The following is a 23,690-nucleotide window of genomic DNA, read 5'->3' as shown; positions in this document are numbered from 1 at the left end:
AGGTGGCTGGAGAACGGATGACGCGCGCCGGGCGGCGGCGCGTCGTGCTGCGGTCAAGCTGTGCTTGCTGGTGCGTCTGGATCCGCGTCTGAATCTACGCTTGAAGCCGCGCTGACGATCAGGCGCGTGGCCCGTGCGTCAGGCCGCGGCGCGCGCGGCGTCGGGCGCTTCAAGTTCGAGCATGAGCGCTTGAACCCAGTCGTCGGGAATGATCGGCTGGTGATACGTGCATTCGCTCGACGTGACCGTCGAACCATGCAGACGGCCGTCGGGAATCAGCACCATGTCGCCTTCGAACATCTGCAACTGCATGCCGAGATTGCCCCAGAACAGCATCTCGCCTTCCTGGATCGTCACGAGCCGATGGTCGTTGTGCACGTGCGTGGTCGAGCACATTTCATGCGGCTCGATAAACGTTTCGCGGTCGATGTCCGGGCATTCCACGTCGATGCGCGCGCTGATGCGGCGCGCGAAATCGCAGAAGCGCGGAATCGCCGACAGCCATTTGAGCTGCTCGCCCAGATCCCACCGCGCGCGTTCCCCGAGATGATCGCCGGCCGCGAAACCCTTGATGAACTGCGCACGCGCCGCCGCGCCGAAGCGCTCGCCGATCGCCCGCACGGCGCGGCTCGCGCGTGCTTCGAGTTCCGCGCGACGCGCCGCGATCTCGCTGCCCGCGCGCTGCGGTCCGCGCAGATGCGCACACGCGCGTTCGAGCGCGCCCATGAACGCGAGCCATTCGGCTTCGGCGGCGAAGGCCGCGCCCGCGAGCGCGAAGGCGCGGTCCGGACGGCGCGCCAGCGCAAGCAGCAGATTGGTTTTGGCCATGCTGGTCGGCAGATAGAACTGCCAGTACGCATGCTGCTGACGCGTCACGCCCACATGCTGCGCGACTTTTTCGATCAGTTCGCGATCCTGATCGATCACGTCCACGGACGGACGCGCGTCGTCGGGCAGGCCGTCGAAGCGTCCGCCCGCCGCCGCGCGGCCGAGCGCATGGCGGCGCGACGGCGCGAGCGCCCAGCGCTGGATCGCGATAAAGCGCAGCCCTTCTTCCAGATAGTCGTTGCGCATCAGGCGCGCAAACGTTTCACCCCAGAAGCGCGTTTCGCTGTCGAAGAGTTGCGCAAGGCCTTGCGTCACGAAGTCGTCGCGCTCGTCGCCCGCCGCCTGATCGCCGAGATACGAGAACGCATAGGCTTCGAGGAACGGCGTGAGTTGCGCGCCGAGCGTGCGCACGTCGTCGCGATAGAAGTCGGTGAAACGCGCCCAGTCGGCGGCGTCCGCGCTGCGCGGCGCGCGCGTGACGTCGAGCTCGTAGATCGACAGCAGCGTGCGATTCGAGGCCAGCGACGGCAGGCGGCTCACGTTGTCGCTGCGCACGGGCTTCATGAACTTGAGGAATTCGAAATCCTCGGGGCGCAACGGGCGGCGATGGAAATCGTCGTCGAGCACGAGTTCATCGACGGTGGCGCTGCGAAATGCCTGCGCGGCCGCGAATTGCTTGATCAGCGCGACATAGGCTTCGCTTTGCCCGGCGAAGTCGCCGAAATCGAATAGAGCGGGATAACGCTGCGTCATGAAGAAAGCTCCTTGTGCCGGCATGGCGGCGAAATCGGATCGAATCAAATCAATAGGGATAAGCCGGCTCGTCCGCGTGCGTGGCCGTAGCGAACGCCAGCGCGTGCAGCGCCGCCGCAATGTCGCGGATCACCTGCTCGCGCGCCGTCTCGACAAAAAAGTGCCCGCCCTCCAACATGCGCTGATGAAATCCTCCCGTGGTTTCGTGACGCCACGCTGACAGGTTTTCATATCGTTCGGATACCGAATCATCGGTTCCGCCGAAACTCCAGATCGGGCAGCCCAGTCGTATCGAACGGTCGCGCGCGCGCCGCGCCTGGTTCGCGCACAGGTGGAAATCGGCGCGCAAGGCGGGCAAGGCGAGATCGAGAAACTCCGCGTCGGCGAGCAGTTCGTCGGGCGTACCGCCCAGACGCCGCAACTCCGCCACCATCTCCGCCGTGCTGCAGGCGAGCCAGTGCGACGGGTGTTCGTCGTCGAGTTCGCGCTCGCGCGGCGCCACGCAGGCGGATGCGCCGAGCCACAGCGGCTCGCGCCCGTGACGTTCGCGGATCGCATGGGCCAGTTCCAGCGCGACCAGCGCGCCCATGCTGTGACCGAAGAATGCGAACGGACGTGTCGGCAAGGGATCGAGGTTCGCGAGCAGCGCGTCGATGAGCGCGGGCCAGTCGGCGAGCGCCGGTGTCGCGCGCAGGCGGCCGTGGCCCGGCAGATCGAGCGCCACGCACTCGATGCGCGGCCCGAGCAACGCGCCCCAGCCGCGATACGTCGCGGCATTGCCGCCCGCATAGGGCAGGCAGTACAGCGTGAGCGCCACGTCGGCGTGCCGCGCCGGCATATCAGGCTTGCGCGCCTTGCGCGGCCATCGCCTCGCGCAAGCTCAGCGGACGCATGTCGGTCCACACGGTCTCGATGTGCGCGAGGCACTCGTCGCGCGTACCGGTCTTGCCCTCCGCGCGCCACCCCTCGGGCACGGGCTTGTATGCCGGCCAGATCGAATATTGCTCTTCGTGATTCAGCACGACATGGAAAACGGTGTTCTCGTCGCCCCAGCTCATTGCAGCCCTCCTTGGTTCGAAGCGATGGTTCGGATAGATCTCGGTGTGAATGTCGAAGCGCTTATCGATGTCGTTCTTGAAGTCGATGCAAGACGCATCGTTGCGCTCGCATTCATTAACAAATGCAAACGTAAACGCTAATCATTCCTATTCATACCGCAAACAGTAGATCCCGAGGTTCGGTGTGTCAACCTGACTGGGAGGGAGGTATCCGCTCGGCGGCGCAGGCGCGCGCGCATTTTTCCTTTCCGTCAAAGGCCTTAAGGTGCGCAAGCGAATTTGTAATTGAATGTATGAAAGCCAATTTAAAACTGATGGCTGAAGGGGCTTTATGGAAAGTGTCATGCTCAGGCGCTACCCTTCGCGCGCACGACGCCCAAACCGCGGCGGCAATGTGCAGAACGCTTCAAACCCGTGGCGAGCCGATCCCGGGCAAGACTTACCGCCACTTCACTTTGCAATCCGAATTAATTGCCGGATTGTCGTGTGCGAGATTCGTTGCGCATAAGATGCGTCGACTCTCCGTCGTCTGCAAGCGCGCTCTCGAATGCGCGCGCCCTCCTTTCCCAATTCGCTGAAAAGCCCGCCGATACGCGGTTTCACGCCGCGCTCGCATGTCCGCTTCGGGCCTTTCTTTAAAAATCTGAATGCGAATCATTTGTAATTGCGCCGAAAATTACGCATCATAGACGGCGTCCTGATTCTCCAGTCAACCTTTCATATTCATGACAACCTCCACGCTCGCGCCTTCGCGCCCCGCTGCCGACGCTGCACACGAACCGGCGCACGACGCGTCGCACGACGTCCGCGCCAATGCTGCACTCGACGTGCTGCTCTCGCGCCGCTCGCATTGGCCGCTCGCCGAACCCGCTCCGCGCGACGCCGAGCTGGATCTGATCTTCGAGGCCGCCATGCGCGCGCCCGATCACGGCAAGTTGCGCCCGTGGCGCTTCGTCGTCGTGCGCGGCGAAGCCCGTGGCGCACTGGGCGACTTGCTTGTCGATATCGCGGCCTCGCGCACGCCTGAGTCGCCGCGCGAAGCGCACGCGCATCGTCGGCAAAGGGCATTTGCCGCGCCGCTCGTGATTGCGCTCGCGGCCGCGATCTCGCACGACACCGGCATTCCCGAAGTGGAACAGGTGCTCGCGCTCGGCGCCGCGACAATGAACATGCTCAACGCGATTCACGCATTGGGTTACGGCGGATTCTGGGCGACCGGCGCGGACAGCTACGACACACGCATGCACGACGCGCTCGGCTTCGCGGAAAACGAGCAGGTGCTCGGATTCCTGTTCGTCGGCACGCCGCCCGCCTCATCCGCCGACAAACCGCGCCCGCCAGGCGCCCACTATGTGCGCGAGTGGTTCGGCACCTCGCAATAGGCGTTGCGCCGCGCCAGTCACCCAAGCCGGCGCGCCAGCAAGCGCCGCGATTTCAACGACAAGGAGGCAGCGTGCAAGACACGACGCATGCGGGAGCCGCGCGCGGTTTCCACTCGTCACACCCTATCTATGCAACACCCGGCATCGAGTTCATTCCGCACCGTTCGGGCCTGCACACACGCAAGGAACACGCACTGCCGCGTAGCGGCGAACTGATGATCTGGCGACTCGCTGCAAGCTGGGATTATCTGAATCGCGAAGAAGCGGCGCTGTGGTTGTCGCGCGAGGAAACGGCACGGATGCGCCATCATCGCAATCCCGCCTTTGCGCGGCGCTACGCCATCGCGCGCGTCTCGTTGCGCCGCATTCTCGGCGATGCGCTCGACAAGTCGCCCGAAACCGTCGCCCTTTCCGACGATGCGCACGGCCAGCCGGTCCTCGACGAATCGGGCTGCCCCTCGCCGCTTTCGCTGCGCATCGCCTTCGCGGGCATCTGGATCACGCTCGCGATGAGCGCCGACGCATTCGGCCTGGAAACCCTGCTGCCGGATACCGCGCGCCCGGACACCGATATGAGCCTCGCGAGCGCGCGCGCCGCCTGTGCATCGCAATTGCTGGCACAGCCTGTCGATTATGTCGAAGCGTTGTGCGCGCATCGCGTCGGCGCGATGTCGCTGATGCGCGACGACGCGAACGCCATCCGCGTGATCGATCTGCCGATGCCCGGCAATATCAGCGCCGCCATCGCCACGCCGATTTCGACCTCGACGCTACATGCGTTTGGCTGGTTGAGCCGGAGCTTTTGAGCGCGCGTATCCGCGCAATCGGTGCGGCTAGAACAGCACGTCGAGACCCACGGTCACGGCCGTCTGGCTCGACGCACCGGCGGGGTTGAGCGTGCTGACAACCGCGTGCCGGTAAGACGTGTAATCGACTTCGGTATAGAGCGTCGTGCGCTTGGAAAGCAGATACGCGAGCGACATGATCGCGAGCCCCCGGCGGCCGGCCTTGTCGGTCGATACGGTGGTCTGGTAATAGCCGCCGCCGAGAATCAGATAGGGTTGGATATTCCACGAAAACCCGCCGAACGCGTTATTCGTCACCTGGTGCGGCGCGGCCGGATTCTGGAGATCCTCCGACATGAAGCCGCCCGAGAGCCTGACCGGACCGATGCTATAAGCGGCACCCGCCATGTAATAGCTGTCACCGATATAGGCCGTGCCGGTGAGAATGTTGCGATGCCCGTACACGCCGCCTATGCTCGCCGGTCCCATGCTGTAGCTCACGCCGACCGAGCGCGTCGCGCCGCTGCTGAAATTGCCCGCCACGCCGCCAAACGAATTGTCCACCTCGAACAACAAAGGCCCGAAGTCGTTCTTGTACTTGACGGAGTTGTTGTTGCGCGTGCCGTCCGATGCCTGGGTGAGCGGCAGAATCGGCGTGTAGTGAAAACCAAATGGATCGTAAATGCTGATGATGTCGTGCGCGATCGTGTATTGCCGCCCGAAATCGAGCGAGCCGTATTTGCGATTGCCGATGCCGACAAACGACTGGCGGTTGAACAAGGTATTGGTGGTGTTGTCCAGTTGCCCGTTGCCGAGATTGAAGCCGCTTTCCAGACGGAAGTGCGCATTCCATCCGCCGCCCAGGTCTTCCTTTCCAAGAAAGCCCAGTTTGTTGGAACTGTAGTAACCATTCGAATTCATGGTCACCACAGTGCCTCCTCCTTTGACCGCGTTGGTCTGGTAACGAACGCCGCCGTCTGCCGTGCCGTAGATCTGAACGCTGCTTTGCGACCAGGCCGGCGACGCGCCGGCTGCGAGTGACAGTCCAACGCCAATGCTTCTCCACGCGAGTGCTTTCATGCCATGTCTCCGTCTATGTATTTTATTTTTATCGTGCGGAGGAAACGACAACCTCCAGACGATATGCATGCCTAACTAGTTGAATGAAACTCCTTGATATGCGCTTGCTTCCTTGCACTGGCGGAACCGCTCCATCGGTTCCGCCAGTGCCGCGACGCCGTGCGGCTAGTTGCCGGCGTGGCCGCTATGAGTCTGATTGAGACGCGCCGACGCAACCGGCGCGGGTTTGAATCCCGACTTCAACTCGCGGCGCAGCGCCACGCGGTCCAGCGCCTTTTCCCAGTTCGCCACCACGATGGTCGCCACGGTATTGCCGACGATGTTGGTGAACACGAAGCCGCTCGACAACGCCTTGTGAATGCCGAGTATCAACGCGATCGATTCGACCGGAATGGTGTTCGATGCGGCCAGCGTGGCGGCCAGCACGGCGATCGCCGCGCCGGAAACGCCCGCCGCGCCCTTCGACGTCAGCAGCAGAACGGCAAGCAGCACCAGTTGATCGTGCCAGCTCATCGGCGTGTTGGTGGCCTGCGCGAGAAATACCGCCGCTGCGGCGAAATAAAGGCAGGTGCCGTCGTGATTGAATGTATAGGCCGTCGGCAACACGAGACCGACCACCGACTTCTCGCAACCCAGTCGTTCGAGTTTGTCGATCAATTGCGGAAACACCGTCTCCGACGAACTCGTGCCGATCACGAGCAACAACTCCGCGCCGATGTAGCGCATCAGACGCAGCAGACTGAAACCATTGACCTTCGCGATCGGCCAGAGAATCAGCAGAATGAACAGCGCACAGGTCAGATAAAACTCCAGCAGCAGTTTGCCGAGCGACATGAGCGTACCGAAGCCGAATTTGCTGACCGTAAAGGCAATCGCGCCGAACGCGGCAAGCGGCGCGATCTTCATCGTCAGACCGATGATCCAGAACAGCGCGCCGGACACGGACTCGATCAGATTCAACGCCGGTTGCGCACGCTCGCCGATTGCTGCAAGACCGAACGCGAACAGCACCGAAAAGAACAGCACCTGCAACACATCGCCGCCCGCGAAGGCGCTAATCGCCGTGTGCGGAATCACGTTGAGCAGGAACTCGCTCGTCGTCACGACATGATGCGCCTTCGCGACATAGCTATCGACCGCAGCCGAATGCATGCCATGAAGATCGACATTCATGCCGACACCCGGTTTGAGCACATTGACGACGACAAGCCCCAGCACGAGCGCGAGCGACGTCACGACTTCAAAATAAACGAGCGCCTTGATGGCGACCCGCCCCACTTTCTTGAAGTCGTTGACGCCCGCAATTCCGCTGCAGACAGTGCAAAAGATGATGGGACCGATCAGCATCTGGATAATGCGAATGAACGCATCGCCGAGCGGTTGCAGATTGATGCCGAACTTCGGGAAGAAATAGCCCGTGGCGGTACCCAACGCCATGCCGGCCAGCACCTGGAGCGACAAGTCGCGATAGAACGGACGGCGACCTCTCGGTGGCGAAGCGGTGCCTTTGCCTGGCAGAGCCATGATATCTCCTTGAAAAACAGCGGCGAATTCAGATTCGCTCGAACGCGGGTCACGCGAAAGCCAATCCTTCAGCTTCCGGATTCGCCCAGGATGCGCAAACTATCCGCGAAGATTTCATCGACGCTCAGCTTGCGCGGTAATAACTTCTGCTGCTCGCAATACTGGATCGTCTCTTCGAGCGGCCCGCGCAGCGCGTCATAACCGAACAGCAGTTTGTCGGGCGCGCCGGCGTTCTGCGCGGCGACCGAGTCCTTGCCGCGTTTGAGCAAATCGTACACGGCACGCACCGCCAGCGGATGCGTCCTGGCGAGATCTTCCGTCACGACGACCACGTGATTGATCGGCACATAGCCGTGCCGTGCATACCATTCACGATCGGCGGCGGCGGCGTTGTCGATCAGCGGCGTAAAGTCCGGATCGTCGGGCAGATCGTTACCGAGAATGGCGGCGTCGATTTCACCGGAACGCAACATCGATAAAAGCTGTTTGCCCGGCTCGGCATGGCTGACGAAAGGCGGCTCGGCGTATTCCTCCAGATGGCCCCGATCGAGCGTCACCCAATCGATCTGTTCGAGCGGCACGCCATAGGTTTCGCCGAGGATCGCCCGCACCCACATGCCGGTGGTTTGCGAGTACGCACGCACGCCAATGCGCTTGCCCGCCAATGCGTCGAGCGTGGGCTTGGGACGCGCGGTGCTGCAGATGATGCAGCCTTGCTGGAAACGCGCGGCCACCACGGCAGGCAACAGGATCAGCGGCTTGCCATAGGCCTTCGCCTGCAGATACGTGACGATGGCCAGTTCGCTGACGTCGAATGCCTGACGACGCGCCATCGGCGCGAACGCGTTGTGAATGGGCTCGATTTCGTCGAACACGAGTTCGACCGACGGGTCGGTCAGTTCGCCGGCTTTGAGCGCGCGCGTGTGCGCATAGGACTTCAGCGCGGCCTTCAATCGCAAAGGTTGGGTTGGGCGGTTCACGTTCAGGATTTCACTTTGCATGGTGCAGGTTCACGCGGCGAGCGACGGATACACCGCACGCGCCGTTCCGCTGAAAATCGCCTGTTGCGCTTCGGTCGGCAACATCGACAGGCTCTCGCGCGCTTCCGTCAGCAATTGCGACAGTGCGCCTTCGGCCGCGGGGAAATTCGATCCCCACGCAATACGCTTTGCGCCGAACGCATCGAGCACGCGCGGGAAAAACTGCGCCGGCGTCGAGGCGCCTTGCGCGGCGGCGGCGATCGTGCGATTGGTCAGCTTCAGATAGACGCCCTGATGCGACGCGAGGCTGAACAGCGGCGCCGCCGCTTCATAAGGCGGGCCGCCGGCGAGTTCCGGACGCGCCAGATGGTCGAGCAGCACGCGGATATCCGGAAAGCGCGCGAGCATGTTCAGCAGCGCGGGAATACCCTGCGCCGTCATCTGCAGGCAGATCGACACGCCATGGCGCTGCGCATAGTCCCACACCGGATACGAACGTTCGTCATCGAGCCAGCCCGCTTGCCCCGGCATCGTGCTGCCGGTCGTGAACAGGCGCAGACCCGAGAGACCGGCGTCGAGCCAGCGCTGCATTTGCGTGACGGCATCGCTTGCCAGCACATCGATCGAGAACACGCCGGCAAAACGATCCGGGTGCGCGCGCACCGCATCCACGACATAACTATTGTCGTTTCCGTAGACGGTCGACGCCTGCACGACCACGGCGCGGTCGATCCCCGCCTCATCCATCGATGCGAGCAGACCTTCGTAATCGACCGGTCGTTTGGCGGACCACTCCGATTGATGGCCACCCACCGGCGCGAGCGGATAACGTTGCGTATCAGGCGAAATTGCGTGTGTATGCGTGTCGATCACGACGGACATGAAGGTGCTCCTGGCTGAAAATGTCCTGCTGAATTGAACGTTACTGTAAGTGAGATGCCGCGCCAGGACTCAATACGAAGTGAGCCGCAGGCCATCAATTTACGTTAAGCTCAGGGTTTTCTCCTGGTCATGCTGGAGGCTCGATGCAGGTCGATGGACACACATCGCCAGACGATGATCTGGCGCGATTAAGGCGTCTCTTTCTCTTCGACGCGGTGTGCGAAGCGGGCGGAATCGGGCAGGCCGCCATTCACGCCGGCCGCACGCAGCCGGCCGTGAGCATGGCGATCAACAAACTCGAAGCGCGTTTTAATTGCCAGTTGTTCGAGCGGGGATTCGGCGGCAGTGAATTGACGGGCGACGGGATCATCGTGCAGCGGCGCGTGCGGCGCATGCTCGATCAGATGGAACGCGCGGTGGTCGTGCTCACCGGTCAGTCGGCGGCGAATGCGGCCAAGATTTGCCGGCGCCTGACCGATGCGCAGGTGCGCTGCCACATGGCGATTGCCGAGGGCGGGTCCGCCGCCGAGGCCGCGTTGTCGCTGGGCATCTCCCAGCCCGCGGTGCATCGGGCGGCGCGGCAGCTTGAGCAGAACGTCGGAGTGTCGCTTTATCGCCGCCGCGTGCATAACGTGTCGGCGAACCCCGCCGGCGTCGAGTTCGCGCGCTGTTTGAGCCTCGCGCTCTATGAAATCACCCAGGCGGTCGATGAACTCGCCTACGCGCGCGGGCAACTCACCGGCAAGGTGTCGATCGGCGTGCTGCCCTTGCTGCCGCCGCGCCTCGTCGCGCGCGCCATTCAACGGCTGCGCCAACGCTATCCCGCGTCGCGCGTCACCGTCGAGGAAGGGTCCCATGCGCATCTGCTCCGCGAGTTGCGCAGCGGCGGGATCGATTTCCTCGTTGGCGGACTGCGCGAGCCGCGTCTCACCGGCCTGGTCCACGAAACGGAATTGTTTGCCGATCCTTACGTCGTGGCCGTGCGCAAAGGGCACGCGCTGGCAAGGCGTAAATCCGTGGTCCTCGCTGATCTGGCGGACCATGACTGGGTCATGCCGCAACACAACGTGCCGCGCCGCGCGGTGATCGATTCGATATTCGCGCGCTTGCCGGTCAAGCCGCCGTTGGTCGTGGAAACCAGTTCGCTCGCGATGATGCTGGCGATGCTCATGGAAAGCGATTGCCTGACCCTGCTGTCGCGCGCGCAGATTCGCGATGCGTATCCGGGGCGCGAACTCGTCGCCCTGAATCTGGAATTGCCCGGTGCGAGCCGCGCGGTTGGATACACGGTGCGGACCGACTGGCTCGGCACCGCGTTCCAGCAGACTTTTCTCGAACTGCTGTGTGAGGAGAGTGCGATGGAGTCCCAGAACGGGATGTGACGCGGAGGGTGTGAAAGCCAATGCTGCGCGATCTGTGGGCGAGCGTCTCGAATAGAGCTTGCCGCCAGCGTTTGCGCGGGGTCTTGCGATTGGCGCGCCGCGTCTGTCATCGCTCAAGACGTGTCTCTACGGTCCTGGCACGGCCTGGACCGAAACGACACAAGCGTTAAATCGAGCCGAAGCTGCATAGAATCTGACTGCTCGACTAGCGCGTGGCACGCAGGTTTTCTGCCTTGCCACGCGCCAGCTGACGTTTATCTCGTCTCCGCCCGCTGGCGCGTTGGGATCAACAGGCAATTGTCGTCCACCGGCCCGGTTTGTCCTGCGCCGCGATCGATTCACCGCCTTGCCGCATATGACGCAGCGCTGGCCGCCGGGCAATTCAACCGGCCTCACCCACGCCACGCACGGGGGCTGCCTGCTGAACTGGCGTACCCAATTGCCCGGAGTCGTCCTTGAGCAAGGTTCGCGGCAACGCGAAGCCTGTAAAGATGCGTTGCGTGAACGGATTATTCGCCTTTTCCGCTGTAATCCGATAGCGCATTGCGGCGCCGTCCTCTGCGGTGAAACCCAGATCGACGCTGTTCGCCGTGGCCCCATTGAGCCGTGCCCGGCTGAGCAGTCGGAATACCGACCAGGCCCCCTGATAGACAAGACTGCTGCTATTGCCGCTGCTGTTCACGAGCGTGATCCGACTCTCGGTACTACTGCCCAGACTGTTCGGCCAGATGAGGCTTACGCCGGTGCTTGGACCATGATCGTACGGGATCAGTTGCCCTTCCACGCCGAGCAAGCTGCTGCGCCGGTTTGGCGTGAGGCCGAGCGGCTCAACGTTGAACTGGACACCCAGCGCGCCGCGGTTGTTGAAGAACGCGTCGCGGATACGCGCGCCGGCCTCGAGTTGAGTCATGACGTTCGTGCGCACGAGGTATCCACCGCGCCGTTCGGAGTACAACGCGTCGAGATTGTCTTCGAGGAACACCTTGAGATACTTGTCACGGAATTGCTGCAACCTGCCCTGCGGCCCGAAGAACGCTTCGAAGTCCTCCAGCGACGCATCAGTACGGCTCGATGGATCGAAGGGATAGCGCCCCGCCAGGTGAGTGCCGTAGAAACTGTATACGTCCGTGTCCCAGCGGCGCTCCAGTTCCCGTAGCGCTTCTACCAGCAGCACCTGCGAGGACTGATCGGCGATGGCCTTGACCTGCTGGTTGAGCGGCTCCGGAAGACCCGAGGCGATACGTTGCAGATTGGTGATCGGATCCGGTCCCTTCAGCGCAAAGCGGTCAAGCACCACTGTCAGCGCAGCCTTGCCACGGTCCGGACTGTCCTGCACGGACTTCACCACGTCACGCACGCTGGCAATACCGGCCATTACCTCATCAAGATAGGCTGGCTTGTTATCCCTCGCCGCGAGCAGCCCGGTGAGCGAGGCAAATGGTCGGCCAATATCGGCCGCCTGAGTGCGATCGACATCACTGGGCTCGGCGATGCCCTTGGTCTTGACCTTGGGGTCCGTGTCCTGTGCGTAGAGCATTGTATTGTCACGCGTGGTTTCCAGCAGACGCCGAAGCGGGGCAGCGGGACTGGTGAGGCTTTCCAGTACGCTGGCCGCCTGTCCGATATCGTTGAAATCGACAATATCGAGCTGCTTGAGCGCACGACGCCACGTGCCGATATAGTCAGCGCTGTAGATAGCGCGCACACGCTCGTCCAGGGCCTGTTCATCGGCGGCCGAGTAGTCGATACGCTTACGCTCGCCCAGCGTCCACTGATCGATCATGGCAAGCTCGGTGAGATTGTGGCTGCGTGGTCCGAAATAGTCGCGGAAGCCCCGTGCTGTCAGGAGAGCAGGAATCAACGTGCTTTGTGTGGCATCGCCATTCGCAGCACCCGTCTGCTCGCTGGCGGTCTGCACAACGGACTTGTATACGATGTCGAAGGCCGGCCCGACTTCCTGGCGAAGATCGAGTGGCGCATGCAGCAGCTCCTGCGCCTGTTGCTGCATAGTCAGGTAAACGCGCTGCGGCATGGGCAGTTGCCTCAATTCCTGCTGAATTTCCATAACGCGTGCGCTGTACTGAGGCAGACTCGTATCGGCGTACTTCATCGCATAGTCGAGATGGCGCATCAGCGCCTTCTGGGTCGTGCCGTTGTCCGGCATGGCCACTTGCCAGTAGCGTGACATCCAGTCCTCGACGATCGGCGCGCGCCGGTTGGACCGGTCCTCAATCATGCGATACACACGCAACGCGTCCAGTTGCGCGCTGCTATTGGCAGACGCTCCGTTGAGCGCATCCATCACGCCGCTAGCCAGTTCTGGCAGGAAGCGACGCGACAGCAGCTGCAAGTAAGCCTCGTCCACTTTCGGGCCGATCTTGCGTCCTTGATATAAACCCATGTCGGCCAATCCAGGCCATGCCGAACGGTAATCGCCGTACACCGCGACCGCCTTACGGATCTGGTCCAGTGGCTGCAACAGATTGCGGCCTGTGGGATCCAGTTCGCCGTCAATATCGCGAGCACTGAATTCACGGCTCTTGGCCAGCACGCTCAGCGCCATGTCGCGGTTGACGGTGTAATAGTGCTGCCAGCCGCCGATGATCACAAGACTGCCCAGCGCCGCGACGCCACAGCTCACCAGCATGGTGCGTCGCTTGTCGGCCAGCACCCGAAGGTTATCGCCTGCGAGCCCGGCTTCGGGATAAATGACCTTCTGAAAGAGCTGCTGCGCAAAATAAACGGAGCCGCGCCCAGCCGGCTGCGCACGAGAAAGCGGCGCTGCGAGTCCATAGGACCGCGCCGCTGCCGCGACGAACGCATTGTCCAGCAACCCCTGCTGATAAACCGACGAGAAGTAAACACCGCGCGGCAAAGCGGGCGTGGCATAGCGGTCACTGCCAAGGACTTCCGTGAGAAACGCGAACAAGACCGGGCGTACGCCATCGAGTTCGCGTACGAGCGAAAATAGCCCCTCTCTGTGTTCCAGCGTGGCGGTTTCCCCCAAGGCGTCGAAGACCTGCTCGTTCAGCCGCGAAATAAAGGCATCGTAGCAATCGGCCAGCTCTTTTTGCCACGCGTTGAAGTGCTGCACCGAATCCAGCGTGAAGGTAAAGCCCAGGATGTCCTCGCGCGTGGTGCGCGGCAGCCGGGAGAAAAATGCATCGAAACCTTCGAGCTGATCGATCTTGCTGAGCAGTACGTAGACCGGCGGGCGTGTTCCCAGACGGCGACTCAGTTCTGTCAGGCGGGTCCTCAGCAGGATCGCGAGCGCCTTGCGATCGCTCGGCTTCTGGTTGATCAGCGTGACCAGATCGACAACCAGCACCACGCCATTCAGCGGGCGGCGGCTGCGATTACGATTGAGCCAGTCGATCAGGTTCTCCCACAGGCGAGCCTTCGTACCGGGCGGGGCATGTGGTCCTTCAGACAAGCGGGGGACTGGACTTCCGGTTACGCCATCATGTTCCTTGCCCTCGACAGCGGCCTGCGTCGCTGGTTCACTGGCGTTCCAATCGTCGGATTGGCTGATAATTTCGCCTGGCGGATCGATCAGGACCGCGTGATCGCCGATCCACCAGTCGATGTTCCAGATCAGATCGGGATCGCGGGAAACCTGCTGACTGGCTGCCTTGGCCACACCGGTTACCGAAAACTGCTGGCCGGAACGATTGATGAAACTCGTCTTGCCGGCGTTTTCCTGTCCAAGGACCAGGTACCAGGGAAGCTGATAAAGCGCGTTACGCCCTGTCAGGTTCGCCTGAAGCGTCGCCAGGCTACGGTCGAGCGAGCGCTCCTGTGCCTGCACATGGCGCAGCGCGTCGTTCTTTTCGAGCTCCTGATCGCGTTTTCTCTCTGCCTCGAGCGTCCGGTTACGGCTGCGCAGGATCAATGACCAGACAACAAGCGGCACGAGCAGAACCACCAGCGTCAACAAGGTGCGCGCCGTGAGCCCGCTTAGCGGGTGACCCGCGCGCCAAACCCACTTCGGCCCGAGCCACCAGATGGCCGCGAGCACGAATACGAGCCCGAGGATCAGCAGCACGGGCACGGCGCCCCGGATCGGTTTCTTCAGGGAACCGCCGTATCGCGTGAAAAATGATTTCAACTTCATCATCATGATGCTTCCTGCCCCTTTCTTCCCTGTTCAATGGCCACTGTCGGCGGTAATTGTTTTGCCAGGTGCCCCCAAAGATCCGGTTCCCACTGCGCTGCGAGCGTGCCCTGCATGGCGCGCGCAACATTGGCGTATAGATCGGCGGCCAACCAGGCCAACCCGCGCGCGGCGAGCAAGTCGGCGGCAATGACCGTCACGTGACAGCGTTGGCGCGGCGCATGAAAACCCGCCTGCATATCCTGAAGGCGCTTGAGTACGACTTCCACGCCCTCGCGGTCGAGTTGCGCAACCAGTTCGTCGCGCAGACTCGAATATTCCTGCACCGCGGCTGCAGGGCTCGACTCCGAAGCCACCCCGCTCAGCCAATGCAGTGTTTCGTCGTCGACGAAGGGCCGCCCGTCGCTGAAACACAGCTTCGCCACCATCGGCATGCGCCGCACGAAGCGGGCCGCGGCGTGGCAGATCGCATCGGCCACTTCCTTCATCTCCAGCCGGTCCGCAATGCCCGCCGCGAGATAACTCCCGCGTATCCAATACGGCGAACCAGCGACACTTTTCTCGACCCTTTGCAGCAGCACGGGCGTCACGGCGTTGCGCGCCAGCGCTTCCTGGTAACTGTCCACGATGTCAATGGGCACGCCCGCCAGTTCCGTACGCTGCTCATGCCGCGCTGGGGGCGCGGCGCGCAGGTGTCCCCACAGCGCAAATCGACGAAGCTGGTAACCCGTTGGATCATAGGCATCCTGAACATTGACGAACTCGGCGACCGTCAACAGCGAGCGACGATTCTCACGCTCTTCGCCCAGCCTGAGCGCACTGCCCGCGCTGAAGAATTCCTCGCTGATTCCAGTGGCAGCCTGCCGGACGGATGACGCCGAGGACCGACTTTCGGTCGGCTCAGGCGCACGCGTAGCATCCACACTTTGGTTCAGCCTCAATTCCAGTGTCGCGAGTGGCGCTGCATCCAGTTGCGCAGGTATGGCCGCCGCCTGAATGGCGGCCAGAGCGCGCTGCGCCTGCGCCTGCAGATCTTTCTCGAAGGCCTGCGGATCGAGCGCCCCCTGCGCTTCGGTCAGACGGCCAATCAGCATGGCGACCAGCTTTCGCCGTGCCGCATGCCCGGCTGGCCCGGGCTTCGGAAAACCGGTCTCCCAGTAGTCCTGCACCATGCCTGTTAGCAGCCCGAGCGCATCCACCCAGGCCTGCCAGCTTCGCGCGCGCAGGCATGCGGTGATCAGGTGGCCGGCTACCCGGAAATGCTTACACTGCTGCGTCAAGTACTGCCTGGCTGCTTCGTCGATGCGTGACCAGTCCATGCTCGCTTCATGCAAGCCTCCAAGCTTGACCATCTCCTGGTCAATAATCTGGTAACGCTCGTCGTTCTCATCGAAATGACCCGCCGGCTGAAGCGCCTCCAGGGGCTCCAGCAAATGCTTCAGGTCAAGGGCACGATATCCGTTCACCAGTGACAGGCCTCACGTTCCTCGTCGATGAGTGCCTTGAGGCGCGTCGCATCAAACTCCTGACCGTCCAATGCCGGATAACTGCTCTCAATACGCAGCCGCGCGCCATTCCCAATGCGCCGCAGCAGTTCGATTGCCACCAGCCCTCTTCCCGCATCGATCACGTTCCCGCTCTCCAGCACCTGCCAGATCGTCGCGTCCGACAGTGAGCGGCCATCCATCGAAAGACGAATACGGATGCGGTTATCCAATAGCGACTCCGAACTCAGAAACTGAAGCCGTGTGATACCCGATTTGCAACTGATTGCCAGCCAGGGGCCTTGTGCACCCGAGCCGATCGCAGGCGCCGAAATGACGACCTGGAGTCGCCCTTGATCGCCATCTGGCCAGCGCGACATCACAAACTGACTGCTATCGCCTGTTCTCGACGCTTCGTTACGCCGGACGAGTTCCGCAACGGCCGGTGCTGATTCGGACTGAACCTCGGCGGCGGCCGAAGCCGCGATGCTCGGCGAACCCGCAGTTGCCGGCTCTGCAGTCAGCCGCGCCAGTCCGGCCGGTGTGCCGGCAACGGTGTCGAAGCACGCCAGGCGTTGCATGGGTGACACGATGACGGTGCAGGCAGCAATGGGATTCGTGGCCGCAGCGGGGTTTTCCTGGCGGGGATGGCAGCCTGCGATAAATAACAGGGCAGCCAATAATCCTGATAAACCTGTGAGCCTCATGAGGCATTGATCTCCTGATCCAGCTTCCACTTGCGGCACTTTCTGGCCAGTGTTCGTTTGGGTATGCCGAGGCTTTGCGCGGTGCGGGTGCGAGATCCTTCGGAGAGCTTCAGTCGACGGCTGATCAGTAGCCGCTCGAAAGCCTCCATTGCAGCCGGCAGGTCATCCATGGCGAGAAGCCCCTGCACCCCCCGCTCCGCATCATCGGGGACCGATATAACTTCAAGACTGTTCATCAGCGCCCGCACGATCTCGAGGCCGATCATGCCGTTGCTCCTGGCCTGTTCGGAGGCGGCCATAACGAGATTTCGCAGTTCGCGCACATTGCCTGGAAACGGCTGCAGTTTCAGCCACGCAAGCGCCTGTGCATCGAACCCGCTGACGTGAGACTGCTGCTCCCGGTTATATTGAAACAGTGCGTGGGTCGCCAGTGCGGGAATATCCTCCGCGCGCTCGCGCAGCGGCGGAAGCGCCAGCGTCGTCTGGCGAATACGGAAATACAGGTCCTCACGAAAGCGCCCTTCCCTGATCATCTGCGGCAAAGGCTGGTGCGTCGCGCAGATCAGCCGGAAGTTCGACTCGCGCTCTTTGGTCGCGCCAACAGGCCGGTACCGCTTTTCATTGAGCACACGCAACAGCGTGGCCTGAAGCGGCATGGGCATATCGCCAATCTCATCGAGAAAGAGGGTGCCGCCATCGGCCTCCGCCACCAATCCATTGCGCGATTGCGTCGCTCCAGTAAAGGCGCCTTTGACGCTGCCAAAAAGCTCGGCTTCAATGAGCTCAGCCGAGATAGCCGCGCAATTCACCGGTACGAACTGGCCGCCGCGGGACGACGCCTGGTGTATCAACCAGGCCGCATGATCTTTTCCGGAGCCGGTTTCTCCGGTGATGAGCGTCGACAGACTGGATTCGGCGAGACGGAGCATCTCCGCGCGGATACGCTGTGCCGCAGGACTGGCACCCACGAAGCCAGACGCCAGTAGACGCGCGGCGCGGCTTTGCCCCTCGTCGGGTTCGAGCTTCTGCCGCTCAGCACGTCCGTTGCGCGCCGCTGCGTCGAGTTCGCTGCCTAGCCTGGCGAATAGACGCTCGTGTGTGTCGACCAGCAACTGCCAAACGGGGTCGCTGCGCCATCCGCGCAATACATCGGCCCCCGCGGTCACCACCAGAACGCCCAATGCCCGCCCCCTGGCATCAAGCAACGGAATGGCCAGAAGGCTGGGACAGGCAGGCAGCCGCTCGCGCAGCAACTCGAAACCCTTCCCGACAGCGACCAGTCGATTGATGTCCTCGACCTGACAGGCTTTGCGTTTCAACAGGCTGTAGACCAGAGGATTCTCCAGTTCTTCCATGCAGATGTCTGGCCAGCCATCCAGTGACGTGGTGTCTCCCACTAGCGGAATCAAACGCTCCCGCGTGGCATCGCACAGGTAGCAGAACGCGGCGCTCAGTCCAGCAGCGCGCCGTGCCCGATGCAGAAAGCCACCGGTCAACGCCCCCAGGCTGGCCGATGAAACCATGTCGAAGCCGATCGCTGCGACCTCGTTTGCATTCATCGCCCGCTCCATCAAAGCAACGCGGTAGAGAACGCATGACCATCCCATGCGATTGCCGCGCCGTTAAACGGCTCCCGGGATGCGATACGCTGCAGTACAGCCAGCGAAAGCGGCGGCAGCAGTTCGCCGTCGATGCTCGCGTCCAGCATACGCGCACCGTTTTCGTGGCGGATGCATCGCGCGCGCAGTTCTGCCTGTGCGCTCTCATCCACCATCAGGTTTGCGTCGTAACGTAGCGAGAACTGCGCCTGCAATCGCGACAGACGCGCATCGACAATCTCGGCAAGCACGCTCTCATCCAGATAGCGATACGGCACCACCTGCATACGCGCAAGCAGCGCCGGCTTGAAAAACTTCGCGAGCCTTGCACGCAAGGCCTCTTCTTCAAGATCGCTGAGCGATTCGTCCCGCTGATCGAAGCCGAGGTTGGACGTCAGCATGAAGAGCACGTTTTTGCAGTCGATCAGCCGGCCTTCGCCGTCAGCGACTTCGCCCTTGTCGAACGCCTGATAGAAAATGTTCAGGACTTCCGGATGGGCCTTCTCGACCTCATCGAGCAACACCACGGAATAGGGACGTTGACGAATGGCCTCGGTCAGTACGCCACCCTCGCCGTAACCCACGTATCCGGGCGGCGCACCGAGCAGACGCGATACGGTGTGCTTCTCCTGATATTCCGACATATTGATCGTCGTCAGGAACTGCCGCCCGCCAAACAAGGCATCGGCCAGTGCGAGCGCCGTTTCCGTCTTGCCCACACCGCTCGGTCCGACAAGCAAGAAGGCACCGAGTGGCGTGCCCGGCCGACGCAGATCGGCCATCGCAGTCAGCAAATGGCGATAGATGTGATCAAGCGCCTTATCCTGCCCTTTCACCCGTTCGCGCAGCATGCCGGGAAGCGACTCGAGTCGCCCCATACGGTCGCTCGTGATGGAGGTCGCGGGGATACCGGTCCAGTCGGCGATCACCTGGGCAATCTGCTCCTCGCCCACGTCGGCATGCAGGAACGCACCATCACGCTGAAGCGCAGACAGTCGCGCGACAGCATCGATCAGCGTTGCGCGTGTTTCGACATGGGCAGCGACATCGCCATGAGCAGGACCGCCGCCAGTCCGCTCAACTGCCTGACGCAGCGAGAGAATTTCGTCGACGAGTGCCTTCTGCTGATGCCACGCATCTTGCAGAGAGACGATCTGCGCATCGACGTTGCAGCGCAGGTCGACAAGCTCATCGATGCGAGCGGCGTTCACGGCACGGCCGGCGCGGCGATCTCGTTCGAGATGCGCGACCTCCGCTTCGATCTGCAGTCGCTCGTTCTCCAGCGCCGCGAGCCGTCGTGGCGGCTCACCGAGGGCCGTCGCCACGCGCGCACATGCGGTGTCGAGCACGTCGATTGCCTTGTCGGGGAGTTGCCGACCGGACAGGTAACGCGCGGAGAGCGCGACAGCCGCGTGGATCGCGTCGTCACCGATATAGACTCGATGTGCCTGCTCATAGATCGACCGCAAACCGCGAAGGATATGCATCGCCTGTGCTTCGTCAGGCTGGTCGAGCTTTACCAGCTGGAAGCGGCGTGAGAGCGCCGGATCCTTTTCGAAATACTTCTTGTATTCAGACCAGGTGGTCGCCGCCACCATACGCAAGTCACCGCGCGCCAGCGCGGGTTTGAGCAGATTGGCGGCGTCGGTGCCGCCTGCACTATTACCGGCGCCAATCAGCGTATGCGCCTCGTCGGCGAAAAGGACAATGGGCCGCACTGACGCCTTGACCTCGTCGATCACCGCCTTCAGCCGCTTCTCGAACTCACCCTTGACCGCGGCGCCGGCCTGCAAGGCACCCAGATCCAGGCCCCACAACGAGACGTTGCGTAGCGGATCAGGCACGCGTCCTTGCACGATACGCAAGGCCAGTCCCTCCACGACGGCGCTCTTGCCCACACCGGCATCGCCGACGACGATGGGATTGTTTTTGCGGCGCCGCGAAAGGATATCGATCATCAGGTCGATTTCGGCATCCCGGCACAACACCGGATCGATACCGCCCGCGCGCGCCTGGGCCGTGAAATCGTGGCCAAACTTTGCTAATGCCGTATCGGCTGTTTCCGTTTTGGATGAGGACGGCGATGCGACGGCCTCAGGCGTTTCAACCGAGGTATCGAGCAACGCCGCGAACTGTTTTCGCAAGGTCTCGCGGTTTACCGTTTCAAAGAGACGGACCGCAGCGAGCGGCAGGTAACGGGCCGAATTAAGCAACGCCGCGAGGATCAGCGTGCCACTACGGATGGCGTCCTGCCCGAGTTCCGCGGAACCGAGCAACCACGCGTCCTGAAGCAATTCGACCAGCAATGGCGAGAATGTGGGGTATTGGCCGCCAATTTCGTCCTGCGCAGAGAATCCGGTCGACAGGGCATGGCGTACCGCGTCGAGATCCAGACCCGAGCGCGTGAGTACGATGCGAAGGTCGTTCTCCGGCGTGTCCAGCAACTTGAAGAGCACATGCGGGATAGTGACTTCGGCGCCGCGCTGGCTGATACATAGACTCGCAGCCTCTTCGAGGCTCTGTCTGCATACCTGGTTCAACTTTCCTACGATTGCTGCCAGTTCTATTCTGATCATGCTGTCAGTCTTTATTCAATAAAGCCCGCATCCGGCCGGCATTTGGACTTTCGTTGCTATAGCAACTCGTTTTTATAAGCAAACGACGTTGAGTCAGGCCGTCGCACGCCATGCATTTTTTTCAAAAGTCTTAAAAGACCATTTCACGCCTCTCAACGACATAGGATCATTCTTAAATTCGTCCGACAAAGGAACTGGCCTTGCGGCAACAGGTGTAAGTGCAAATTTCCGCATCGAAATCTCCAAGGAAAGCCGATAGGATCGCCACCGATGTTTCTGTGTTGCCTGTTTGCTTGTTTGCATTAGCTGGATATAGCCTGAATTAGCCCGATATAGCCTGAATGGGCGCGATACAACCCGGACTCCTTTATGAGTTGCTTCGCGTAATTGCTGTTCGAAACTGTGTCATGCCGAGGCGGGCATCAGATCCAGGCGCATGCAGGCACGTTGTTTCCGATATTCGTCAGGAGTCTGAACGCATGGCCAAGAAAGCAACATCCGTTGCGCCTCAGGAGCGCATCAATATCAAATACGTTCCCGCCACAGGCGATGAACAGGCGGAGATGGAACTCCCTCTGAAACTCCTCGTGACGGGTAATTTCAAGGGACATGAAGAAGCAACGCCGCTGGAAGAGCGCCAGGCTGTTGTTATCGACAAAGACACGTTCGACGATGTCATGGCGAAAGCCGAACTCAGTCTCAAACTGGATGTACCCGCAAAACTCGCCAGCAACGGGGATGACGACACACTTGCGGTCGATCTGAAATTCCGCTCGATGAAGGACTTCGCTCCCGACGCGATCGCACGTCAGGTCCCGGAATTACGCAAGCTGCTGGATCTGCGCGAAGCGCTCGTCGCACTCAAGGGGCCGCTGGGTAATGTGCCCGCATTCCGAAAACAGTTGCAGTCGCTTCTCGCCGATGACAAAGCTCGCGCGCAACTCGCCAGCGAACTCAATCTCGTGCTGGATCCGGCGAGCAATCACTGATTCGCGCAAGCCACAGCCGCTCTCGCACACTCATCTCTAATCGCACGTGTTGACTTAAGGATCGTCGTCCAATGAATCAGCAGGAAAGCCCCATTGCAGAGCAGGATCGCTCCGGCGTCGCTGGCGGAGCCGCCTCCACCGGCCTGATCGAGCAGATCATGGCTCAGACCCACATCGAACCGAGTCACGAAGGCTACGCAGTCGCCGAACGCGGTGTCGCTGCCTTCATCGCGGAAATGCTGAGGTCCGGAGAACAGGAGCAGCCCGTCAACAAGCTCCTCGTCGACCAGATGATCGCCGAGATCGATCGCAAGCTCAGTCTGCAGATGGATGACATCCTGCACCATCCGCAGTTGCAGGAACTCGAGTCGGCATGGCGAGGGCTCAATCTTCTCGTCAGCCGCACCGATTTCCGCGAGAACAACCGCATCGAGATGCTGCATGTCACCCAGAGCGAATTGCTGGACGACTTCGAGGGATCGGCGGACATCACGCGCAGCGGGCTTTACAAGCATGCCTATACGTCCGGTTACGGCCAGTTCGGCGGTGAGCCGGTGGCCGCCATCGTCGGCAACTACACCTTCGGACCGTCTGCTGCGGACATGAAGCTTCTCAGCTACGTGGCGTCCGTTGGCGCCATGGCCCACGCTCCCTTCATTGCCGCCGCGGGCCCCGAATTTTTTAACCTGCAGAGTTTCGAGGATCTCCCCAACCTCAAGGAAGTCGGGGACATCTTCGAGGGTCCGCGCTTTGCGAAATGGCGCAGCCTGCGGGAGTCCGAGGACGCACGCTACCTCGGCCTGACGATGCCGCGTTTCTTGCTGCGCCAGCCCTACGATCCGCTCGAAAACCCAATCCGCAGCTTCGACTATCGCGAATCGATCGATGGCAAGCACAGCAATTATCTCTGGGGCAATACGGCGTGGCTTATGGCCACCCGCATCACCGAGAGCTTCGCCCGCTATCGCTGGTGCCCGAACATCATCGGCCCGCAGTCGGGCGGCGCCGTCGACGATCTGCCGGTGCATCTGTACGAGTCGCTTGGTCAGCTTCAGGCCAAGATTCCCACCGAGGTACTCATCTCCGACCGTAAGGAGTTCGAGCTTTCCGAAGAGGGATTCATTCCGCTAACCATGCGAAAAGACAGCGACAATGCTGCCTTTTTCTCGGCGAACTCGGTTCAAAAGCCGAAACTTTTCTCGAAGACAGCAGAAGGGCAACAGGCGCAAACCAACTACAAGTTGGGCACCCAACTGCCCTATATGTTCATCATCAATCGCCTCGCGCACTACATCAAAGTGCTGCAACGCGAGCAGATCGGCAGCTGGAAAGAACGTCAGGATCTTGAGCGCGAACTCAACAAGTGGCTCAAGCAGTACATCGCCGATCAGGAAAATCCCTCCTCGGATGTGCGCAGTCGTCGTCCGCTGCGGGCCGCTCATGTGGAGGTGCAGGAAGTCAGCGGCAATCCTGGCTGGTATCAGGTGTCGATGGCCGTGCGCCCCCACTTCAAATACATGGGCGCCAATTTCGAACTGTCGCTCGTCGGCCGTCTCGACCGGGAATAA

General features: G+C 61.6%; 17 protein-coding genes. 5 read left to right on the top strand and 12 right to left on the bottom strand.

Annotated elements, in window-relative coordinates; all coding sequences use genetic code 11:
• Nucleotides 1-138: 138 nt before the first annotated feature.
• Genes G5S35_RS35650 through G5S35_RS35640 form a run of 3 tightly spaced genes read right to left on the bottom strand, consistent with a single transcriptional unit; the run spans nucleotide 139 to nucleotide 2,639 of the window.
• The gene (locus G5S35_RS35650; RefSeq protein WP_183040184.1) at nucleotides 139-1,581 is read right to left on the bottom strand and encodes a cupin domain-containing protein; all 1,443 of its coding nucleotides are present in this window, start codon (nucleotides 1,579-1,581) and stop codon (nucleotides 139-141) included.
• A 49-nt stretch (nucleotides 1,582-1,630) separates the two neighbouring features.
• A complete protein-coding gene (locus G5S35_RS35645; protein ID WP_176080647.1) occupies nucleotides 1,631-2,419 on the bottom strand; it encodes a thioesterase II family protein in 789 nt (262 codons plus the stop codon).
• A 1-nt stretch (nucleotide 2,420) separates the two neighbouring features.
• The gene (locus tag G5S35_RS35640) at nucleotides 2,421-2,639 is read right to left on the bottom strand and encodes an MbtH family protein (protein ID WP_065062873.1); all 219 of its coding nucleotides are present in this window, start codon (nucleotides 2,637-2,639) and stop codon (nucleotides 2,421-2,423) included.
• Between the two features lie 725 nt (nucleotides 2,640-3,364).
• On the opposite strand from G5S35_RS35640, the gene G5S35_RS35635 reads away from it, so the two are divergent.
• Both G5S35_RS35635 and G5S35_RS35630 read left to right on the top strand, forming a co-directional pair.
• Entirely contained in the window at nucleotides 3,365-4,021 is a 657-nt protein-coding gene (locus G5S35_RS35635; RefSeq protein WP_183040183.1) for a nitroreductase family protein, read from the top strand.
• Between the two features lie 71 nt (nucleotides 4,022-4,092).
• Nucleotides 4,093-4,827 carry a 4'-phosphopantetheinyl transferase family protein gene (locus G5S35_RS35630; RefSeq protein WP_065062870.1) on the top strand — a complete coding sequence of 245 codons (735 nt, stop codon included), beginning with the start codon at nucleotides 4,093-4,095 and terminating at the stop codon, nucleotides 4,825-4,827.
• A 27-nt stretch (nucleotides 4,828-4,854) separates the two neighbouring features.
• Here the strand turns inward: G5S35_RS35630 and G5S35_RS35625 are convergent, their stop codons facing one another.
• The 4 genes from G5S35_RS35625 to G5S35_RS35610 all read right to left on the bottom strand — a co-directional run bounded on the left by G5S35_RS35625 (nucleotide 4,855) and on the right by G5S35_RS35610 (nucleotide 9,272).
• On the bottom strand, nucleotides 4,855-5,886 hold the full coding sequence (locus G5S35_RS35625; protein ID WP_183040182.1) for a porin: 1,032 nt from the start codon (nucleotides 5,884-5,886) through the stop codon (nucleotides 4,855-4,857).
• Between the two features lie 165 nt (nucleotides 5,887-6,051).
• Nucleotides 6,052-7,410 carry a C4-dicarboxylate transporter DctA gene (gene dctA, locus G5S35_RS35620; protein WP_065062866.1) on the bottom strand — a complete coding sequence of 453 codons (1,359 nt, stop codon included), beginning with the start codon at nucleotides 7,408-7,410 and terminating at the stop codon, nucleotides 6,052-6,054.
• A 68-nt stretch (nucleotides 7,411-7,478) separates the two neighbouring features.
• A complete protein-coding gene (locus G5S35_RS35615; protein WP_237181829.1) occupies nucleotides 7,479-8,411 on the bottom strand; it encodes a substrate-binding domain-containing protein in 933 nt (310 codons plus the stop codon).
• 9 nt (nucleotides 8,412-8,420) lie between these two features.
• Nucleotides 8,421-9,272 (bottom strand): amidohydrolase family protein, encoded by an 852-nt coding sequence (locus G5S35_RS35610; protein WP_065062862.1) that lies wholly within the window; start codon nucleotides 9,270-9,272, stop codon nucleotides 8,421-8,423.
• Between the two features lie 143 nt (nucleotides 9,273-9,415).
• Between G5S35_RS35610 and G5S35_RS35605 the strand changes: the two genes are divergently transcribed.
• The gene (locus G5S35_RS35605; protein ID WP_183040181.1) at nucleotides 9,416-10,654 is read left to right on the top strand and encodes a LysR family transcriptional regulator; all 1,239 of its coding nucleotides are present in this window, start codon (nucleotides 9,416-9,418) and stop codon (nucleotides 10,652-10,654) included.
• Nucleotides 10,655-11,036: 382 nt separating this feature from the next.
• On the opposite strand, the gene tssM is transcribed toward G5S35_RS35605, so the two are convergent.
• From tssM to tssH, 5 genes are read right to left on the bottom strand one after another with little or no spacing between them, the layout of a single operon-like run.
• Nucleotides 11,037-14,774 carry a type VI secretion system membrane subunit TssM gene (gene tssM, locus G5S35_RS35600; protein ID WP_202035039.1) on the bottom strand — a complete coding sequence of 1,246 codons (3,738 nt, stop codon included), beginning with the start codon at nucleotides 14,772-14,774 and terminating at the stop codon, nucleotides 11,037-11,039.
• Nucleotides 14,771-16,234, bottom strand: a complete 1,464-nt coding sequence (tssA, locus tag G5S35_RS35595) for a type VI secretion system protein TssA (RefSeq protein ID WP_202035038.1) — start codon at nucleotides 16,232-16,234, stop codon at nucleotides 14,771-14,773. Before tssA ends, tssM begins: the two co-directional genes overlap by 4 nt.
• On the bottom strand, nucleotides 16,231-16,959 hold the full coding sequence (locus G5S35_RS35590; RefSeq protein WP_110329071.1) for a type VI secretion system-associated protein TagO: 729 nt from the start codon (nucleotides 16,957-16,959) through the stop codon (nucleotides 16,231-16,233). Before G5S35_RS35590 ends, tssA begins: the two co-directional genes overlap by 4 nt.
• Nucleotides 16,956-18,518 (bottom strand): sigma 54-interacting transcriptional regulator, encoded by a 1,563-nt coding sequence (locus tag G5S35_RS35585; protein WP_181441080.1) that lies wholly within the window; start codon nucleotides 18,516-18,518, stop codon nucleotides 16,956-16,958. Before G5S35_RS35585 ends, G5S35_RS35590 begins: the two co-directional genes overlap by 4 nt.
• A gap of 11 nt (nucleotides 18,519-18,529) precedes the next feature.
• Nucleotides 18,530-21,133 carry a type VI secretion system ATPase TssH gene (tssH, locus tag G5S35_RS35580; RefSeq protein WP_183040180.1) on the bottom strand — a complete coding sequence of 868 codons (2,604 nt, stop codon included), beginning with the start codon at nucleotides 21,131-21,133 and terminating at the stop codon, nucleotides 18,530-18,532.
• Nucleotides 21,134-21,612: 479 nt separating this feature from the next.
• On the opposite strand from tssH, the gene tssB reads away from it, so the two are divergent.
• The gene (gene tssB, locus G5S35_RS35575; RefSeq protein ID WP_183040179.1) at nucleotides 21,613-22,122 is read left to right on the top strand and encodes a type VI secretion system contractile sheath small subunit; all 510 of its coding nucleotides are present in this window, start codon (nucleotides 21,613-21,615) and stop codon (nucleotides 22,120-22,122) included.
• 71 nt (nucleotides 22,123-22,193) lie between these two features.
• Nucleotides 22,194-23,690 (top strand): type VI secretion system contractile sheath large subunit, encoded by a 1,497-nt coding sequence (gene tssC, locus G5S35_RS35570; RefSeq protein ID WP_110329075.1) that lies wholly within the window; start codon nucleotides 22,194-22,196, stop codon nucleotides 23,688-23,690.

Origin of the sequence: Paraburkholderia tropica (assembly GCF_014171495.1) — a bacterium.
In the GTDB taxonomy this organism is placed as follows: domain Bacteria; phylum Pseudomonadota; class Gammaproteobacteria; order Burkholderiales; family Burkholderiaceae; genus Paraburkholderia; species Paraburkholderia tropica.
The sequence above is the reverse complement of the archived record's forward strand: the minus strand, read 5'-3'. Positions and strand labels throughout refer to the sequence as shown.

Bases quoted from the DNA above. Each gene is read 5' to 3' on its own strand.
- G5S35_RS35650 (WP_183040184.1), bottom strand. From the start codon at position 1,581: ATGACGCAGCGTTATCCCGCTCTATTCGATTTCGGCGACTTCGCCGGG.
- G5S35_RS35645 (WP_176080647.1), bottom strand. From the start codon at position 2,419: ATGCCGGCGCGGCACGCCGACGTGGCGCTCACGCTGTACTGCCTGCCC.
- G5S35_RS35640 (WP_065062873.1), bottom strand. From the start codon at position 2,639: ATGAGCTGGGGCGACGAGAACACCGTTTTCCATGTCGTGCTGAATCAC.
- G5S35_RS35635 (WP_183040183.1), top strand. From the start codon at position 3,365: ATGACAACCTCCACGCTCGCGCCTTCGCGCCCCGCTGCCGACGCTGCA.
- G5S35_RS35625 (WP_183040182.1), bottom strand. From the start codon at position 5,886: ATGAAAGCACTCGCGTGGAGAAGCATTGGCGTTGGACTGTCACTCGCA.
- dctA (WP_065062866.1), bottom strand. From the start codon at position 7,410: ATGGCTCTGCCAGGCAAAGGCACCGCTTCGCCACCGAGAGGTCGCCGT.
- G5S35_RS35615 (WP_237181829.1), bottom strand. From the start codon at position 8,411: ATGCAAAGTGAAATCCTGAACGTGAACCGCCCAACCCAACCTTTGCGA.
- G5S35_RS35610 (WP_065062862.1), bottom strand. From the start codon at position 9,272: ATGTCCGTCGTGATCGACACGCATACACACGCAATTTCGCCTGATACG.
- G5S35_RS35605 (WP_183040181.1), top strand. From the start codon at position 9,416: ATGCAGGTCGATGGACACACATCGCCAGACGATGATCTGGCGCGATTA.
- tssM (WP_202035039.1), bottom strand. From the start codon at position 14,774: ATGATGATGAAGTTGAAATCATTTTTCACGCGATACGGCGGTTCCCTG.
- G5S35_RS35590 (WP_110329071.1), bottom strand. From the start codon at position 16,959: ATGAGGCTCACAGGTTTATCAGGATTATTGGCTGCCCTGTTATTTATC.
- G5S35_RS35585 (WP_181441080.1), bottom strand. From the start codon at position 18,518: ATGAATGCAAACGAGGTCGCAGCGATCGGCTTCGACATGGTTTCATCG.
- tssH (WP_183040180.1), bottom strand. From the start codon at position 21,133: ATGATCAGAATAGAACTGGCAGCAATCGTAGGAAAGTTGAACCAGGTA.
- tssB (WP_183040179.1), top strand. From the start codon at position 21,613: ATGGCCAAGAAAGCAACATCCGTTGCGCCTCAGGAGCGCATCAATATC.
- tssC (WP_110329075.1), top strand. From the start codon at position 22,194: ATGAATCAGCAGGAAAGCCCCATTGCAGAGCAGGATCGCTCCGGCGTC.